This window comes from Pseudoalteromonas sp. CO325X (assembly GCF_004208955.1).
Taxonomy (GTDB): Bacteria; Pseudomonadota; Gammaproteobacteria; order Enterobacterales; family Alteromonadaceae; genus Pseudoalteromonas; species Pseudoalteromonas ruthenica.
The window spans coordinates 66,381-82,422 of sequence record NZ_SGPG01000033.1; the positions used below are offsets into that span (position 1 = coordinate 66,381).

Sequence of the window (16,042 nt, forward strand, 5' to 3'; positions counted from 1 at the left end):
AAAACCAGCGCTAAGTGTTAGGCGATTGGCAGAGCCATCAAGATGGTTGCGTCGAGGGGTCATCGGTCCCCTGCTCTGCAGTATCCTGCTCGACCGTCTCCTGTGGCGCCGCGTCTTGCTCATAAAAACGCTGCCCTTTTTCAGCCATTGCCACCAAAGCGGGGGCTGGCGTGAACACTTCGTTTTGCTGGGCGTAGCTCGATAGCGTTGAGCACACATTGCTCAGCCCTAACTTATCCATGTAACTGAAAGGTCCGCCATGGAAAGGTGGGAAGCCAATACCGAAGATGGCACCAATATCGCCATCACGGGCGCTTGCAACAATGCCCTCATCCAAACAGCGCGCCGCTTCATTAAGCATTTGCATAACACAACGCTCGGCTATTTGCTCTTTGTTCAACTTCGGAGCCGGAGTCACGCCAAGAAGTTCGTACACTGACTCGTCAGGCTTTTTGTCTTTTTTCGAGTAATCGTAGAAACCACGGCCTGACTTGCGTCCCAGTCGCTTGTTATCGATTAAGCGGCTAAACGCATCGGGGGCTTTAAAACGCTCACCCAGTTCTTTTTCCAAGATAGGCGCTATCTTAGAACCGATATCGATGCCCACTTCATCAAGCAAGGCTAATGGTCCCACTGGGAAGCCAAATTCAACCAAGGCTTTGTCTATTTTTTCAATGGGCTCACCGGCTAACAATAGGTTGGCTGCTTCGTTTACATAAGGCGCCAAGATACGGTTTACAAAGAAGCCGGCTTTATCCTTCACCACTATGGGTGTTTTGCCTTGTTTACGGGCAAAGCTCACCGTACGGGCGATGGTCTGCTCGCTGGTGCCTGTATGGGGGATAATTTCCACCAGCGGCATTTTTTCTACCGGCGAGAAGTAATGCAAGCCAATAACATTCTCCGGGCGCTGCGCTTGCTCAGCAATTTGGGCAATGGGCAGTGACGAGGTGTTACTAGCGAAAATAGTGTGTGCTTGGCCATGGCTTTCAATATCGGCAACCATTGATTGCTTCAGCTTGAGATCTTCAAATACCGCTTCAATCACCATATCTACGTGCGCAAAGCCACTGTAATCAGTAGTGCCGGTAATACGGCTCATCTGCTCTTGTAACTGCGCTTTGGAGATAATACGACGCTTGCGTTTTTTCTCTAGTAGCTTATAGCTGTAATTCATCGCCCCGCTAATGCCTTTATGGGCAACGTCTTTGACACGCACCGGCACGCCCGCTTTGATGGCACTGACATGGGTGATACCGGCGCCCATTAAGCCGCCGCCCAGCACCGCCACTTTATCGGTGCTCGGAGCATCATCGGCGCGCCACTCTTTTTTCATTTCCGTGGTAGCAAAGAAGATACCGCGCAGCGATTTCGATACATCACTCATCACCAAATCGGCAAAGCCATCGGCTTCGGTCTTGTAGGCTTTGAGGGTATCTAGCTCAACGCTGGCGCGCACTGCCTTAATAATATTATTCGGTGCGGGATAATGACCACCGGTCTTTTTGGCGACGTTTTCAGCCGCTTTTTTGAAAATCAGGTTGCGACCAAATGGATTAGACTCCAACAACGCCGATACTTTATCCAACGGCGGCTTGGTTGCACGCGCTTTGCCTTTAAGTGCGTATTTACACGCCACTTCAAGTAAAACACTGTGAGGGACACTGTCATTGACGAGGCCAGCTTTTTTCGCCTGCTTAGCACGCACTTGCTTGCCGGTTAGCATCCACTCTAAGGCTTTCTGCAAGCCCACTAATTTAGGTAAACGCTGTGTACCGCCGCCTCCTGGGAGCAGGCCAAGCTGCACTTCAGGCAAGCCCATTTTGGTAATATCACTGTCGCTGCACACCCGATAATCGCATGCCAAGGCAAACTCTAAGCCCCCGCCTAGGGCGGCACCATGAATAGCCGCGACGGTGGGATAAGGCAGCTTTTCCAGTTCAAAAAACGCTTCCTGACACATGGTCGATAACGCTAAGGCTTCTTCACGTGAATGAGCATTATCAAGCATGTTGATATCGGCGCCGGCGATGAAGTTATCTGGCTTGGCGCTGGTAAATACCAAGCCTTTGACGTTATTTTCATTGGCGGTGCGAACAATGTCTTGCAGCTGCTCAGCAAAACTGGCGCGCAAGGTGTTCATTTTCTCGCCCGGCACGTCAATAGTGACGATGCCAACACGCTCATCGTTTAACTCAAAACTAAATACGGATTCTGTTGTCATTATGCGCTCTCCAATACAAAGGCCGCACCTAAACCACCGGCAGCACACGCCGTAGTTAGGGCTAAGCCACCGCCGCGACGGTTAAGCTCATGAATACTTTGTGTAATCAAACGGGCTCCGGTAGCGGCGAAGGGGTGGCCATATGCTAGCGAGCCCCCGTTGACGTTAAATTTGTCCATGTCAATTTCACCAATGGCTTTATCACGGCCAAGCTGCTCTTTGGCAAACTTATCAGAAGCAAACATTTTCATATTAGCCAAGGTTTGCGCCGCGAAAGCCTCGTGCATTTCAATTAGGTCTAGATCGCCTAAGGTGATCCCAGCTCTGTCTAGGGCAACAGGGGTCGAATGTGCCGGACCCATCAACATATCCTCGTGCACACCGATGGCACTGAAGGCATAACTGCGGATGTAACCCAAGATTTCATAACCCATCGCTTTGGCTTTGCTTTCATTCATCAGCATCACGGCAGCCGCACCATCGGTTAATGGCGTCGAGTTCGCGGCAGTGACACTACCGTATTTGCGATCGAATACCGGCTTCAGTTTGGCGTAGCCTTCAAGCTGTGAATTAGTACGAATGTTATTGTCTTGTTCAATAAATGACTTATAAGGTGGTACATGCGCAGTCATAACTTCCTGCGTCAATTTGCCCTCAGCCCAAGCTTGGCTGGCTAACGTATGCGAGCGATGCGCCAGGGCATCTTGATCAGCACGGCTAATGCTGTGGCTTTTCGCCATTTGCTCTGCCGTTTGCCCCATAGAAAGCCCAGTTGAGTACTCGGCAACCGCCGGTGGCACTGGCATAAGATCTTTAGGACGCAACTTAGAGAAAATCTTCAAGCGCTGCGAGAGGGTCCGCGCTTTGGTTAAATCCACAAGGCTGCCTGCCAATTTCTTGCTTACACCAATAGGTAAGACAGAAGAAGAGTCTGCACCGCCAGCAATACCCACTTGGGTATGACCCGCCATAATTGATTCAGCGACATTGGCAATCGCTTGGAAGCTAGTCGCACAAGCCCGTGATACCGAGTAAGCATCAACATTGACTGGCATGCCAGTGCCCAGGACAATTTCACGGGCAATATTCGGCGCTTCGGGCATTTGTACTACTTGGCCAAACACCAACTGATCAATTTCTTTGCGATCAAAGTCCAAGCGCTCAAGCATTTCGTTGACGACCAGCTTGCCTAAATCGAGTGCTGGGACGTGGTGAAAGGCGGTAGCTTGTTTTGCAAAAGGCGTACGCAGGCCGCTAACAATGGCGATGCGCTCCCCGTTGCGTGTTGTTAATTTTGTTTGCTCAGACATAAAATGCTTCTCCTGCTGACAGGTCTGACCTGTTAATATTTCCTCGATTCTAAAACAACCCAAAGCGCAATGCCAATAGTGACGCTAAAATTCCTGCGCCAGCTACAACAATAGTTAAGAACTGGGTACGATGAAAATAAAAACAAGACTTTAAAACTATGTAATTGTGAGTAAAATCAATCGAACTTTTTAAACAGTGCAGTGCCTAAAGGGCGTTGCGCCAACCTAGGGCTGGGTTCCCCCACCATTTAGGTTGCTCTGTTTCATTTATGCCGGCAAGGATACGTACACTTATGGCAGTTGCTAAGTTTGCACAATTAAAAACCTACCTCGATAGCGAAATTATCGGCCAACCCCATTTGACTCAAGCATTATTAATTGCTGTTCTCGCTGATGGTCACTTATTGGTGGAAGGGCCTCCTGGGCTTGCCAAAACGCGAGCTGTGAATGCGCTGGCCAAAGGGTTGGAGGGGAGTTTTCAACGTATTCAGTTCACCCCTGACCTACTGCCCTCAGATGTTACTGGAACCGATATCTATCGTCAGCAAACCAGCGAATTTGTATTTGAGCCAGGCCCGCTTTTCCATAACTTAGTGTTAGCCGACGAAATAAACCGGGCACCAGCAAAAGTGCAATCGGCCTTATTAGAAGCCATGGCAGAGCGGCAAATTACCGTGGGTAAAAACACCTATCCGTTAGAGCAGCTGTTTATGGTCATGGCGACGCAAAACCCGCTCGAACAGGAAGGCACCTACCCACTGCCCGAAGCTCAGCTTGACCGGTTCCTACTACACCTTAATATTGACTACCCCGATGCGGACTCCGAGCTCGCCATTTTACGGCTGACGCGCGGCGAAGCACTTGAGGGGGAACACGCCCATATTGAGCCGCTCACCCAGGCGGATTTATTTGCCGCGCGCAAGGAAGTATTAGCCTTGCACTTAGCCGAGCCGCTGGAGCAGTACCTAGTGCAACTCATTATGGCGACTCGCGATGGCAAGCAACTGGATGACCAGCTCGCTAGCTGGCTAGAGTATGGTGCCAGCCCCCGTGCCACCATAGCCCTTGACCGTGCTGCGCGAGCCCATGCTTGGCTAGAGGGTCGTGACTTTGTCAGCCCCGAAGATATTCAAGCGGTGTTCCACAACGTGCTGCGCCATCGCATCATTTTAAGTTATGAAGCGCAAGCCGATGGCATCACCAAAGACCAAGTGCTCCAGCACATTCTCGAGCGAGTGGCTGTGCCCTAATGAACAATCAGGCCCCCACTCACTCGGTGGCGTACTGGCTTGAAAAGCTGCACAGCAACGGTCATAGCCTGTCACTGAAAGAGCTGACATATTATAAAAGCAAAACCCAGCTGCTGGATTTGGCGGTTCAAAAGCGTTTACGCAGCCCACTAAGTGGTCAGTATCTGGCCCCGCACAAAGGCCGTGGTATGGAGTTTGCTGAGGTGCGCCATTACCAACAAGGCGATGATGTGCGCAGTATCGACTGGCGCGTCACCGCTCGTACTGGCGAAGCGCACACCAAGCTTTTTCAAGAGGAAAAAGAACGCCCTGTGTTGCTAATGGTCGATCTTAGCTCGTCGATGCAGTTTGGCTCACAGTTTGTATTCAAATCGGTGCAAGCCGCTCATGTGGCTGCGCTGGTGGCGTGGTCGGCGTGTAAACGCGGCGATAAGCTTGGCGCCTTGGTATTTAACGAACAGCAGCACCATGAGTTTCGCCCACAAAGCCGTGATAAAGCGGTATTGAGGGTACTTCATGCAATGCAAGACATGCAGCATGCAGACATTGGCGAGCAGGTACACGCGGGGAACCTGCTCAGCCAGTTGCAACGCATGAACCAATTAGCCAAGCCAGGCAGTGTGGTGTATTTGCTCAGTGACTTTGTTGAGCTCAACGATGAATACGGCGATGCCATAGAGCGTCAACTGCAGCAACTGGCACGCCATTGCGAAGTGGTAGCCGGTGTCATTAGTGATCCGTTCGAACGCCAGCTGCCACAATTCAATGACGCCATCAACGTCGACACCGGCCGGGGTAAAATAAGTTTGGCTCTAGATGATGCCCAATTTCGCCGCCGCTATCATCGCCAAGCACAGCAATTTGACTCACAGCGCCTACAGCGTTTATCTCGCCATTGCCACTCACTGGTGGAGATTTCCGCTGCCAGTGCCCTTGAGCAACAATTTTCGCTTCGGAGTGCATAAATGCAAGGCAACCCCCTCTCTCAATTAGACGATGTCATGGTCCCTGAGCAGGTAAGTGCTTGGCCGCCAGGCCCCGCCTGGTGGGTTATCGCGGCTGTGCTGTTGATTGCTGCGGTATTGGCGCTCGTCCTGTATGTGCGTCAACGCCGCCATAACCGCGCCAAGCGCGAAGCACTGCGCTTAGCGCAGAGCCAAGATGCCGCCCGTTTGCATCAACTGCTCAAACGGTTAGGCAAACATTACTATGGTACGCGTGTAGCGGCGCTCAGTGCCGAGCGCTGGAGCCAAGTATTGACTCTATTAAGTGATATTGATTTTAACGCCCGAGAGTTGCAGCAGTTATATCAGCCTAGAGCGGTAAGCGATGAGTTAAAAAACAAGCTGCACCAAGCCATAAAGCAATTTAAAACCAAGGAGCGCATCGATGTTTGAATTTGCTTGGCCCTGGGCTTTTGCCCTGCTGCCTTTGCCTTGGCTTATTGCGCTCATCGCTGGCAAACAAAAACACCATAGCACCTTGATGCTGCGCATCCACGCTCTGGCACACATGGGAATGACCAACACCAAGGTCACGCCCAGCCGCAAGTGGCCACACTGGTTACTCGCAATTGTCTGGGCGCTGGTCGTGGCCAGCGCTGCCAATCCGGTGTTTCGTGGTGAACCCATCACCCTCTCAGAGCCAGGCCGTGACATTATGCTGGCGGTGGACTTATCTGGGTCAATGCGTGAGCAAGATATGGCTTATCAAGGGCGATTCGTCGACCGCCTTAGTGTCGTTAAAGCGGTGCTCAGTGAGTTTATTAGCCAGCGCCGTGGCGATCAGTTGGGGCTTATTTTATTTGCCGACACCGCGTTTTTACAAACGCCACTAACACGCGACGTTGACACTGTGGCGCAAATGCTCGAAGAATCACAAATTGGTTTAGTAGGACGTGCCACCGCCATTGGTGATGCCCTTGGGCTGTCGGTGAAGCGCTTTAATGAAAAGTCACAATCAAACAAGGTAGTGATCTTACTCACCGATGGCCAAAACACCGCTGGTAACCTGAAACCCGAAGAGGCGCTTATTTTGGCCAAAGACGCCGGCGTCAAAGTCTATACCGTGGGTGTGGGCGCAGATGGCCGCAACCAAGGCGGGTTGTTCTCTATGCTTGGCAGCTCTGGGGCCATGCTCGACGAATCGCTGCTAAAAACCATTGCAGAGCAGACCGGCGGTCAGTATTTTCGCGCCACAGACACCCAAAGTTTGGCCAATATTTATAAAGAATTGGATGCGCTCGAGCCACAAGCTGAGCAAGAGCAAACATTCCGCCCAGTGGATGCCTTGTTTTACCTGCCCCTAAGCGGCGCTTTATTGATGTTATTTTTGGCTGCTTTATGGCGACAACTGAAGCAGCAAGCTGTAGTAGGTGATGCATGACCGAGTTTACGTTTATTCGCCCCGATGCATTGTGGTTGCTGATAGTGGTGGCTTTGTACATGCTCTGGCGGCTCACTGGGAGCAAACGCCAACCTAGCAATAGCCAACTTATTGCTCCGCACTTGGCAACACAGGTCCTGAGTCAAGGCCAGCAAAAGCGAGCACCTAGTCATGTATTAAGTACTTTGCTTATGGCCTTGATGGTAGTGGCGATTGCCGGCCCAAGCTTTAGCAAAAAAGAGGTGCCAGTCTATCAAAGCAAAATGGCCCGGGTGTTAGTCATGGATATGTCGCGCTCAATGTATAGCACCGACATCGCCCCAAGCCGGCTGCAACAAGCACGCTATAAAGCTCTGGATATGGTGGATTTGTTCACCGAAGGAGAAACTGCGCTGGTTGCTTACGCCAATGATGCCTATACAATTTCGCCCTTAACCTCAGATAGTCAGACGTTGACTAATCTGATTCCCAGTCTCAGCCCAGATATTATGCCCGGACAAGGCAGTAATGTGCTTGCTGGTCTGACACAGGCACAAGAGTTACTCAGCCAAGCAGGCTATGCACGTGGCGATGTGATCTTACTGAGCGATGGCATAGATGCCGATGAAGAAGCGGATGTCCGTGATTGGCTCGCCAGTCATGACTATCGCTTACATATTTATGCCATAGGTACTGCCGAGGGTGCTCCGATTAACTTGCCAGATGGGGGTTTTCTTAAAGATCAGTACGGGCAAATCGTTATCCCTACCACCGACTTTTCACGTCTCCAGCGCTTGGCCCAAGCCGGCAACGGAAAGTTATTACGCTATCAAGCAAGTGCGGCAAACCTCTCGGTACTGCAGAGCACCGAGCAACCGCAGCAAGAATTGCAACAGGACAATAAACAGACCTTATGGCGCATTGATGCCGGCATCTATTTAACCCTGCTAATCGTGCCGTTAATGTTATGGCTAATGGGCCGTCGCGCTTTAGTACTGTGCGCCTTTATGGTGCTACTGCCACAACCTAAGGCCTATGCGGCGCAGTGGCAGAGCTGGTTTAACAACGAACAGCAAAACGCCCTATCCGCTTATCAGAACGAGGCCTATGATCAGGCCAGCCAAACTGAAAACCCGCTGATAGCCGGAGCAGCAAAATATCAACAACAGGATTACCAAGGCGCTCTTGATGCCTTTGCTTCAGACAATTCAGCGCAAGGGCTGTACAACCAAGGCAACGCCCTGGCGCAATTAGGGCAACTTGATGAGGCAATTGAGCGTTATCAGCAAGCGCTGGAAAAAAATCCTGAGCTCGAATCGGCTGCACGGAACAAAGCATTAGTGGAACAAATGCGCCAACAACAGCAACAGGAATCACAACAAGGAAATAACGAACAAGATTCCTCACAAAATAAGCAGCAAACAGAGCAAGACAACGATAATCAGCAGCAAGGTGAGCAACAACAGTCACAACAAGGGCAACAACAAAGCGCCGGTCAGCGTAACGACGCAAACAACAATGACCCGCAAAACAGTGCCCAAGCAAACGATGAATCGAGTGGGCAACAACCTACCGAGTCTGAGTCTAAACAAAGCGACAGTGAACAGTCGCAGCAACAGCAGCAACGCCAAAATGGCGAGCAGCAACAAGGCGATAAAGCGCAAAGTGCTGAACAACAGCAACAAGCTCAGCAAATGCAGCAACAGCAAGGTGATCAGCAGGGCACAGAGCAACAACTGGCGGCACAAGCCAGTGAGCTGACGCCTGAGGAGCGCGAGCGCGCCCAGCAGTTGAATCAGTTATTGCGCAAGATCCCTGACGACCCTGAAATTCTGCTGCGCAATAAAATGCAACTTGAATCAAGAAAAAGACAACGTTATCGCCGCTTACCACAAGGAGTTGAAAAATCATGGTAAGAACCGCCTTCTTCATCGCACTCACCTGCTTAGCAATGCCCGTTTTGGCGCTCACTAAGCTTACCGCCAGTGTCGATAAAAACCCTGTGCTTGCCGGTGAGTATTTCGCTATAACCATCAAAGCCGATGATACGGTCAACAACAGCCAACCCGATACTCAAGCGCTGCTTGATGACTTTGTGGTTGGCCCTATGTCTCGTAGTAACCAAACACGTATTATCAATGGTGCCGTAAGCCGACAATCTACATGGCAAATCGAGCTGATGGCACGTGAAGCGGGTAATTATGAAATCCCGGCGTTTACTATTAATGGCGTGAGCTCAGAGCCATTCACTCTAAAAGTGGTTAACAACGCCAACAGCAGTCTTGACGATAGCACCGCCTTTATTAAAACCGAGCTCACCCCGCAGTCACTGTATGTGCAGCAAGCCGGGGTTTATACCGTTAAACTTTACTTAGGTGTTGATTTAATTGATGGTTCACTGGCCGCGCCGAGTATGGAAAACGCCAATATTACGCAAATGGGCAAGCAGCGAGAGAGCCAAGAAGTTATTGATGGGCGGCGCTACCTAGTGATCCAACGCGACTACTTAGTACAACCACAAAAAAGTGGCACCTTTGAGTTACAAGCGCCACGCTTAAACGGCAAAGTGCGTAAAAACTACCGTGCTATGGCAGTCAGTGCCAGTGCCACAAATACATTGGTTGATGTGAAGCCCATGCCCGAAGGCATTAATGGCACATGGTTGCCAAGTGAGTTGGTGGATTTAAGTGAACAGTGGCAAGGCGCTGATGAACAAGTGCAGGTGGGCACCCCCATCACTCGAACGCTGACACTGACGGCTTTGAATACCACCAAAGAGCAACTGCCGGATTTAACCAGCCCAGACCTTGAAAACGTGCGCAGCTACCCCGATCAATCCGAGCGCACGCATCTTATTCGCGATGGTCGTATTATTGCTCAAACCACCACATCCATTGCCTATGTGCCACAACAGCCTGGCACCTATACGCTGCCAGCAATCGAGGTGCCTTGGTTTAATACCGTTACAGGACGCGCGCAAATAGCCAAAGTAGCAGAAAAAACCATTACCGTGGTCGGCGAGGCCAGCACCACGGCCGCCCCCTCCCTTAGTGATGCTCCGCAAACCACCGCAACTAACGATGTTAGCGCGCCACCCGCGCATTCTGATGTAAGCTTGCTATGGGCGATACTAGGTTATGCGCTGTGGCTCCTGACTATGGCAGCGTGGTGGTGGCAACATCAACGTACTCAGCCTTTAGCACCAACCAGCACCAAACCGCAGCCTAAAACAGCAAAGGGTAATTTGCAGGCTGTGCAGCGCGCGCTTAAAGCGCAAAACCCGCAGGAGCTCTATCGCGCCTTAGATGCGCATGCCAAAGCGAACAAAAGCTCACTTCACCAATGGCAAAGCCATTGGCCTGAAAATGCCCGCCAAGAACTTACCAAGTTGCGCCAGCAACTCTATAGCCATGACGAGACCGTGGTTGACTACTTTTTGATTGCGCAAGGTATTAACACACCCGTGAGCATGCAGCAAAAGCAACAAACTGAACTAGACTCCTTGTATTAAGGCATTAGTTCGCTTCACTGCGAGTGGCAACTGCAAATAACTGCAACTGTCTTTAAGCGCCTGCTCTGCAGGCGCTTAATATTGCCTTGAGCAAATAAATTTCCCGTTAAGTGAAATGTTTTATTGCTGTCGGAGGTCTTAATGGGCATGGCAGATAAACAAAAGCGCTATGAGGCGCTGGTGCAGGTATACCACAAAGAGCTCTATCGCTTTGCCTATTGGCTTTGCAAAGACCCTAGTGTGGCTGAAGACCTGGTCCAAGAAACTTTTTTACGAGCATGGCGTTCATTAGATTCATTAGTCGATCAGAACGCTGCTAAGTCGTGGCTGTTTACTATTTTGCGACGAGAAAATGCTCGCCGCTTTGAACGCAAGCAGTTTGATTACAGTGATGTCGAACAAGACACCCTCTGCGACGAACGCAGCACTTCTCTAGATGACGAAATGGAAATGACCGTTGTCCAACGACGTATTATGGAGCTTGCGCAAGAATACCGTGAACCGTTAATCCTACAAGTGATTGGTGGCTGCAGCGGCGATGAAATTGCGCAAATCCTCGGCTTAAACAAAAACACGGTTATGACGCGCTTATATCGAGCTAGAAATCAGCTAAAAAGCGCACTCACTCGAACCACTGAACCTATGAAAGGGGCTCCAAATGGATGAATTAGAATTTCGCCGGCGCCTTTTTGCTCATCCAAACACCAAAGACAAGGACGTGCTTGAGTTTGCAGAGCAAAGTCCTGAGCGCAAACAATTAGTTAATGAGTTAAAACAGCTTGATAAAGAGCTTGTTGAGGCGATGCAGGTACCTGTACCCGATAATTTGGCTGATAAAATTATTTTTAACCAAACCATGGGGGAGCAAAGCGATCAACGCTCGGGCAATAACTCCGCAGCGAAGCAGACTAAACCAAAAACGCCGTGGTATATCGCCATAGCTGCGTCTGTCGTTATCGCCTTTACTGGGGTGTTGTATCACCTGATGTCGCCAACGTTATCTATTGGTGAGCACGCTTTGGCGCATGTTTATCATGAAATTGACGCACTGAGCGTAAATGAGGAAATAGCCTTGGATGAGGTCAATTTACGACTCTCTGAGCTTGGCGGCCACCTTGATGAGTTACCTGGGGCTATCACCTATGCCCGTTACTGTAATTTCAAAGGGCAAAAAGGTTTGCACCTAGTTTTTCAATCGGATTTCGGCCCGATGACGGTATTTATCGTCCCCTCTGCGAACGATTATCTCGGTGATGCCCATTTTAATGATCAGCGCTTCGCTGGACGCGTTTCACACTTCCCTCAAGGAGACGCCATACTCGTGGCTATGGCGCAAGCGCCAGTGGATGAATACCAGGCACGAATAAACCAATCACTGCGTTGGAATTAGCGAACTAGGGTTGCTGTTACTAAATACCCTCAACGCTACTTAGGACAGCTCAAAGACACAAAAAAGGCCACCCGCTAAGGGTGGCCTTTTACTATCTCTAATTCTCAGGGATTAGCCTTCTTGCAGCTCTGCCTCAACCTTATCAAAGGTATCTGTCAGTGCTTCGCTAGGCTCTTTAGTCGCCAGCGATACTGTAACAATAGCGATACTCGCAAGAATAAAGCCTGGGACGATTTCATACATCCAGTCGCTTAGTGACTGGCCATCAATCGTAACAGGCGCGTAAATCCAGAATAGCACTGTAGCCGCACCAACAATCATACCTGCAAGCGCGCCTGGAAGGTTCATACGACGCCAATACAAGCTAAATAATACTAGCGGACCGAACGCCGCACCAAAACCGGCCCAAGCGTTACTCACCAACGATAAAATCGAGCTATCGCGGTCATATGCAAGGTAGATGGCACACAGTGCAACCAGTAGCACGCTGATGCGACCCACGAGCACAAGCTCTTTTTCTGAGGCATCACGTTTGATGTAAATCTTGTAGAAGTCTTCTGTCAGCGAGCTGGAACTCACTAATAGCTGCGAGGAAATGGTACTCATGATAGCCGCTAAGATAGCTGCTAATAAGAATCCGGCCACCAGTGGGTGGAATAGCAATTGAGATAAAATGAGGAAAATGGTTTCCGCATCTTCAACGGTAATACCTTTCTCATAGCTATAAGCAGCACCGCATAAACCTGTTGCCACTGCACCTACCGCAGCAACAATCATCCACGACATACCAATACGGCGCATAACGCGAATATCTTTCAAACCACGAACTGACATAAAGCGTACGATGATATGGGGCTGACCGAAGTAACCCAGACCCCACGCCATAGCCGAAATAATTCCTAGTACTGAGCCGGTCCCCACCCACTCAAGCATATCCGGATTTACCTGTTCAAGCGTGGCTGGCAGAGGCTGCTCAAGTAAGGTATAGGTAACAAAAGGCACGATAATGAGCGCTAAGAACATAATGCAGCCTTGCACAAAGTCAGTTAGGCTCACGGCTAAAAAGCCGCCAAATAAGGTATACAATACGACCACGCCGGTGGTCACATATAAGCCCATTTCATAGGATAAACCGAACGAGCTTTCAAACAGTTTACCGCCAGCGACAACGCCTGAAGAGGTATATAAGGTGAAAAACACGATGATCACCACCGCCGACACCACACGCAGCGCGTTTTTGGAATCGTTAAAGCGGTTAGCAAAGTAATCAGGAATGGTTATCGCATCATTGGCCCGCTCGGTATATACACGTAAGCGCGGCGCCACTAATAGGTAGTTAGCCCAAGCACCGATCACCAATCCTATGGCAATCCAGGTAGCACTAAAGCCAGTTAAGAACATAGCGCCAGGCAAGCCCATCAATATCCAACCGCTCATGTCAGAAGCACCTGCAGAAAGCGCTGCTACACTGGGTCTAAGATTACGCCCGCCTAACATGTACCCTGATACATCATCCGTTGATTTCTTGTATGCATACAGACCGATGCCGAGCATAACGATGAAATACAGAGCAAGAGAAATTATCGTACCTACTTCCAATTTAGCCTCCAACTTAGCGCTGAGCTTCACCCCAAAAGCCGCACGAAGCACAGATTGGGCGAAGAATGTTGTTATTATTACTTAGGCGCGTTGACCTTTGCTGCCTGTTTTTGCAGCAAAGGTCAGCATACCCTCACGACGTTGCAGTGTCTTTTTATCACAACGTACGCTCACACCACTATAGCATGGCCCTGACCCGCAACTCCAATTAGTGCGATATCCATACTTATGTATTAAATATTTGATACATATGATGGTTTCAACGTCACATTTGCGCACTTAGCTCACAAAAAAGTATAATTATTAATGAAAACAACCTAGATTTTTCATATATTGTTAAGCAATTAGCAACGTATTTTTGGAAGTGCCAATAAATGAATTTTTACGCTGCGCGTCAGCCCATTCTGGATAGAGAGAAAACACTGGTCGGCTACGAGCTGTTGTTCCGCGATGGCTTAGCCAATGTGTTCCCACAAATCAATGGTGATGAAGCCACCTCCAAGCTTATCGAAGGAAGTCAGTTTACCTTTGGCCTTGAAGAGCTAACCGACAATAAGCCGGCTTATATCAACTTTACTTTGGAAACGCTCAGTAAAGGATATGCCACCATGATGGGCACTGACGAAATTGTCGTTGAAATACTGGAGACCGTGCAACCTGGCAAACGTCTGCTAGCCCTAGTACAAGACCTGAAAGAGCAAGGCTATACCATTGCCCTTGATGACTATAAGCATCAAAACGTCTGGCGTCACTTCTTCCCTTTTATCGATATTATTAAAATCGACTACCTGGAAACCAGCGAACAAGAAATACAGGAAGTGGTCGCGGCGATTAAAGGCTTTGACAACATCAAGCTGTTGGCTGAGAAGGTAGAAACTTACGAGCAGTATCAGCACGCCCTCGACCTTGGTTTTAGCTACTTCCAAGGCTTCTTCTTCTCTAAGCCTGAGATGGTACAAAGTAAGGCATTGCCGCCTTCGGAGTTGACGCTTGCCGAGTTGCTATACGAAACATCAACCAGTGAAATGGATTTGGAAAAAGTCACTAAGGTGTTTGAGCGCGACGTTAACCTCTCTTACAAGTTGTTGCGCTATTCCAATTCCGCCATGTTTAAACGCCGCGCTGAGGTATCCACCATCAAGCAAGCGCTCGTGGTGCTCGGTGCCAAAGAGATTAAAAAGTTTTTATCGCTGCTGTTCACCGCGCAACTGTCTTCAGACAAACCCGCCGAACTGATGCGTTTATCCTTAACCCGCGCCCGTTTTGCTGAGGTATTAGCGGAGCAACACCAAAATGCAGGTGATCCAGGGCGTGCATTCTTAACCGGCATGATGTCTCTGTTAGACGCGATTTTAGACCAAGATATGGCAGCGGTTGTTGAACGTTTGCCTTTGGCCAATGATATAAAAGCGGCGCTGCGCGACAACGAAGGCGTGCTTGCGGGCTATATCACCTTGGTAAAATATTATGAGCACGCCCAGTGGCAACAAGCTAACGCAACAGTAGAAGAAATGAAACTGGATGCCAACAAAGTGCCCGATGCCTATCACGAGGCAATTCATTGGGCCAACGAGCAAATGCAAGCCATTATGTAATAATTGAAAAAGCCGGTAAATTGCCGGCTTTTTTATTATTCGCTGTTCGCGCTAATCGATTAGAGGTTTTCCAAAAAGTCATCGTCGTAGTCTTGCGCTTCAGGCTCTTCCTCTACAGGCGGATTGCCGTCATGTAGCTCATACAGCTGGCGCTGGTAGTATATATCTTTCATAAAGGTATACGGGTCCAGCGATTCATTTAGCAGGCTCTCTTGGGGGATCAATGAAGCTCGCGCCTCCACGGCCTTCAAAGCAAACACTAAAATAGTTTGCGGTGTGGTCAGAGCGATTTCAGGCAATACCACATTATCAACAATATCGCCGGCTACGTTGCGTGCGGTGCTCGGCCCCATTCCTGGGATCATCACATACGCTCCATCACCGACCCCCCAAACCCCTAAGGTTTGGCCAAAGTCTTCATCAACATACTCCAACCCAAGGGATGAAGCCACGTCAAATAATCCCCCTATACCTACTGTGGTATTGACTAAGAAGCGCGCAATGCTTATGCCGGTGTGATCCGCTTTGCCTTGCAGTGCTGCGTTAATAGCATCGGTTGGCGCACTGATATTGTCGGTAAAGTTCACCACCGAACGACGAACTGGCGCCGGCGTTACTTCCACATAACCCACCGCAACTGGGCGCAAGATGTAAGCATCCAACACATCCATATTAAAGTCATACAATGGTCGGTTCAGGCTTTGTAGCGGATCGCGCGGATCCTCTTTTTCTGGAGGAACCTGGGCACAGGCACTGAGTACTAACGCCACAAGCGTTATAAAAGTCTTCTTTAACATGT

General features: G+C 49.7%; 13 protein-coding genes. 9 read left to right on the forward strand and 4 right to left on the reverse strand.

The window, feature by feature from the left end:
• Window positions 1-37 precede the first annotated feature (37 nt).
• Window positions 38-2,224 (reverse strand): fatty acid oxidation complex subunit alpha FadJ, encoded by a 2,187-nt coding sequence (gene fadJ, locus EXT46_RS17625; protein ID WP_130148875.1) that lies wholly within the window; start codon window positions 2,222-2,224, stop codon window positions 38-40.
• The gene (gene fadI / locus EXT46_RS17630) at window positions 2,224-3,534 is read right to left on the reverse strand and encodes an acetyl-CoA C-acyltransferase FadI (RefSeq protein ID WP_022944751.1); all 1,311 of its coding nucleotides are present in this window, start codon (window positions 3,532-3,534) and stop codon (window positions 2,224-2,226) included. The genes fadJ and fadI overlap by 1 nt, the downstream gene beginning before the upstream one ends.
• 293 nt (window positions 3,535-3,827) lie before the next feature.
• Here fadI and EXT46_RS17635 point away from each other — a divergent pair, with 293 nt between their 5' ends.
• From EXT46_RS17635 to EXT46_RS17670, 8 genes are all read left to right on the forward strand, one after another.
• The gene (locus tag EXT46_RS17635; protein ID WP_130148877.1) at window positions 3,828-4,784 is read left to right on the forward strand and encodes a MoxR family ATPase; all 957 of its coding nucleotides are present in this window, start codon (window positions 3,828-3,830) and stop codon (window positions 4,782-4,784) included.
• On the forward strand, window positions 4,784-5,749 hold the full coding sequence (locus EXT46_RS17640) for a DUF58 domain-containing protein (RefSeq protein ID WP_130148879.1): 966 nt from the start codon (window positions 4,784-4,786) through the stop codon (window positions 5,747-5,749). Before EXT46_RS17635 ends, EXT46_RS17640 begins: the two co-directional genes overlap by 1 nt.
• Window positions 5,750-6,181, forward strand: a complete 432-nt coding sequence (locus EXT46_RS17645) for a DUF4381 domain-containing protein (protein ID WP_130148881.1) — start codon at window positions 5,750-5,752, stop codon at window positions 6,179-6,181.
• Window positions 6,174-7,169 (forward strand): VWA domain-containing protein, encoded by a 996-nt coding sequence (locus EXT46_RS17650; RefSeq protein ID WP_045979854.1) that lies wholly within the window; start codon window positions 6,174-6,176, stop codon window positions 7,167-7,169. Before EXT46_RS17645 ends, EXT46_RS17650 begins: the two co-directional genes overlap by 8 nt.
• Window positions 7,166-9,064: a VWA domain-containing protein gene (locus EXT46_RS17655; RefSeq protein ID WP_130148883.1), complete on the forward strand. Its 1,899-nt coding sequence runs from the start codon at window positions 7,166-7,168 to the stop codon at window positions 9,062-9,064. The genes EXT46_RS17650 and EXT46_RS17655 overlap by 4 nt, the downstream gene beginning before the upstream one ends.
• A complete protein-coding gene (locus EXT46_RS17660; RefSeq protein WP_130148885.1) occupies window positions 9,058-10,659 on the forward strand; it encodes a BatD family protein in 1,602 nt (533 codons plus the stop codon). Before EXT46_RS17655 ends, EXT46_RS17660 begins: the two co-directional genes overlap by 7 nt.
• 141 nt (window positions 10,660-10,800) lie before the next feature.
• Window positions 10,801-11,325 carry a sigma-70 family RNA polymerase sigma factor gene (locus tag EXT46_RS17665; RefSeq protein ID WP_257220993.1) on the forward strand — a complete coding sequence of 175 codons (525 nt, stop codon included), beginning with the start codon at window positions 10,801-10,803 and terminating at the stop codon, window positions 11,323-11,325.
• On the forward strand, window positions 11,318-12,049 hold the full coding sequence (locus EXT46_RS17670; RefSeq protein WP_022944759.1) for a DUF3379 family protein: 732 nt from the start codon (window positions 11,318-11,320) through the stop codon (window positions 12,047-12,049). Before EXT46_RS17665 ends, EXT46_RS17670 begins: the two co-directional genes overlap by 8 nt.
• A gap of 111 nt (window positions 12,050-12,160) precedes the next feature.
• Here the strand turns inward: EXT46_RS17670 and putP are convergent, their stop codons facing one another.
• Window positions 12,161-13,648: a sodium/proline symporter PutP gene (putP, locus tag EXT46_RS17675; protein ID WP_130148887.1), complete on the reverse strand. Its 1,488-nt coding sequence runs from the start codon at window positions 13,646-13,648 to the stop codon at window positions 12,161-12,163.
• 374 nt (window positions 13,649-14,022) lie between these two features.
• Here putP and EXT46_RS17680 point away from each other — a divergent pair, with 374 nt between their 5' ends.
• A complete protein-coding gene (locus EXT46_RS17680) occupies window positions 14,023-15,243 on the forward strand; it encodes an HDOD domain-containing protein (protein WP_130148889.1) in 1,221 nt (406 codons plus the stop codon).
• A 59-nt stretch (window positions 15,244-15,302) separates the two neighbouring features.
• Here EXT46_RS17680 and EXT46_RS17685 read toward each other — a convergent pair whose 3' ends face one another.
• Window positions 15,303-16,040 (reverse strand): VacJ family lipoprotein, encoded by a 738-nt coding sequence (locus EXT46_RS17685; protein WP_053911151.1) that lies wholly within the window; start codon window positions 16,038-16,040, stop codon window positions 15,303-15,305.
• Between the last annotated feature and the right edge of the window lie 2 nt (window positions 16,041-16,042).

Excerpts from the sequence above, each read along its gene's own strand:
- fadJ (WP_130148875.1), bottom strand. The coding sequence starts at position 2,224 with ATGACAACAGAATCCGTATTTAGTTTTGAGTTAAACGATGAGCGTGTT.
- EXT46_RS17650 (WP_045979854.1), top strand. The coding sequence starts at position 6,174 with ATGTTTGAATTTGCTTGGCCCTGGGCTTTTGCCCTGCTGCCTTTGCCT.
- EXT46_RS17640 (WP_130148879.1), top strand. The coding sequence starts at position 4,784 with ATGAACAATCAGGCCCCCACTCACTCGGTGGCGTACTGGCTTGAAAAG.
- fadI (WP_022944751.1), bottom strand. The coding sequence starts at position 3,534 with ATGTCTGAGCAAACAAAATTAACAACACGCAACGGGGAGCGCATCGCC.
- EXT46_RS17645 (WP_130148881.1), top strand. The coding sequence starts at position 5,750 with ATGCAAGGCAACCCCCTCTCTCAATTAGACGATGTCATGGTCCCTGAG.
- EXT46_RS17655 (WP_130148883.1), top strand. The coding sequence starts at position 7,166 with ATGACCGAGTTTACGTTTATTCGCCCCGATGCATTGTGGTTGCTGATA.
- EXT46_RS17680 (WP_130148889.1), top strand. The coding sequence starts at position 14,023 with ATGAATTTTTACGCTGCGCGTCAGCCCATTCTGGATAGAGAGAAAACA.
- EXT46_RS17665 (WP_257220993.1), top strand. The coding sequence starts at position 10,801 with ATGGGCATGGCAGATAAACAAAAGCGCTATGAGGCGCTGGTGCAGGTA.
- EXT46_RS17685 (WP_053911151.1), bottom strand. The coding sequence starts at position 16,040 with ATGTTAAAGAAGACTTTTATAACGCTTGTGGCGTTAGTACTCAGTGCC.
- EXT46_RS17670 (WP_022944759.1), top strand. The coding sequence starts at position 11,318 with ATGGATGAATTAGAATTTCGCCGGCGCCTTTTTGCTCATCCAAACACC.
- EXT46_RS17660 (WP_130148885.1), top strand. The coding sequence starts at position 9,058 with ATGGTAAGAACCGCCTTCTTCATCGCACTCACCTGCTTAGCAATGCCC.
- EXT46_RS17635 (WP_130148877.1), top strand. The coding sequence starts at position 3,828 with ATGGCAGTTGCTAAGTTTGCACAATTAAAAACCTACCTCGATAGCGAA.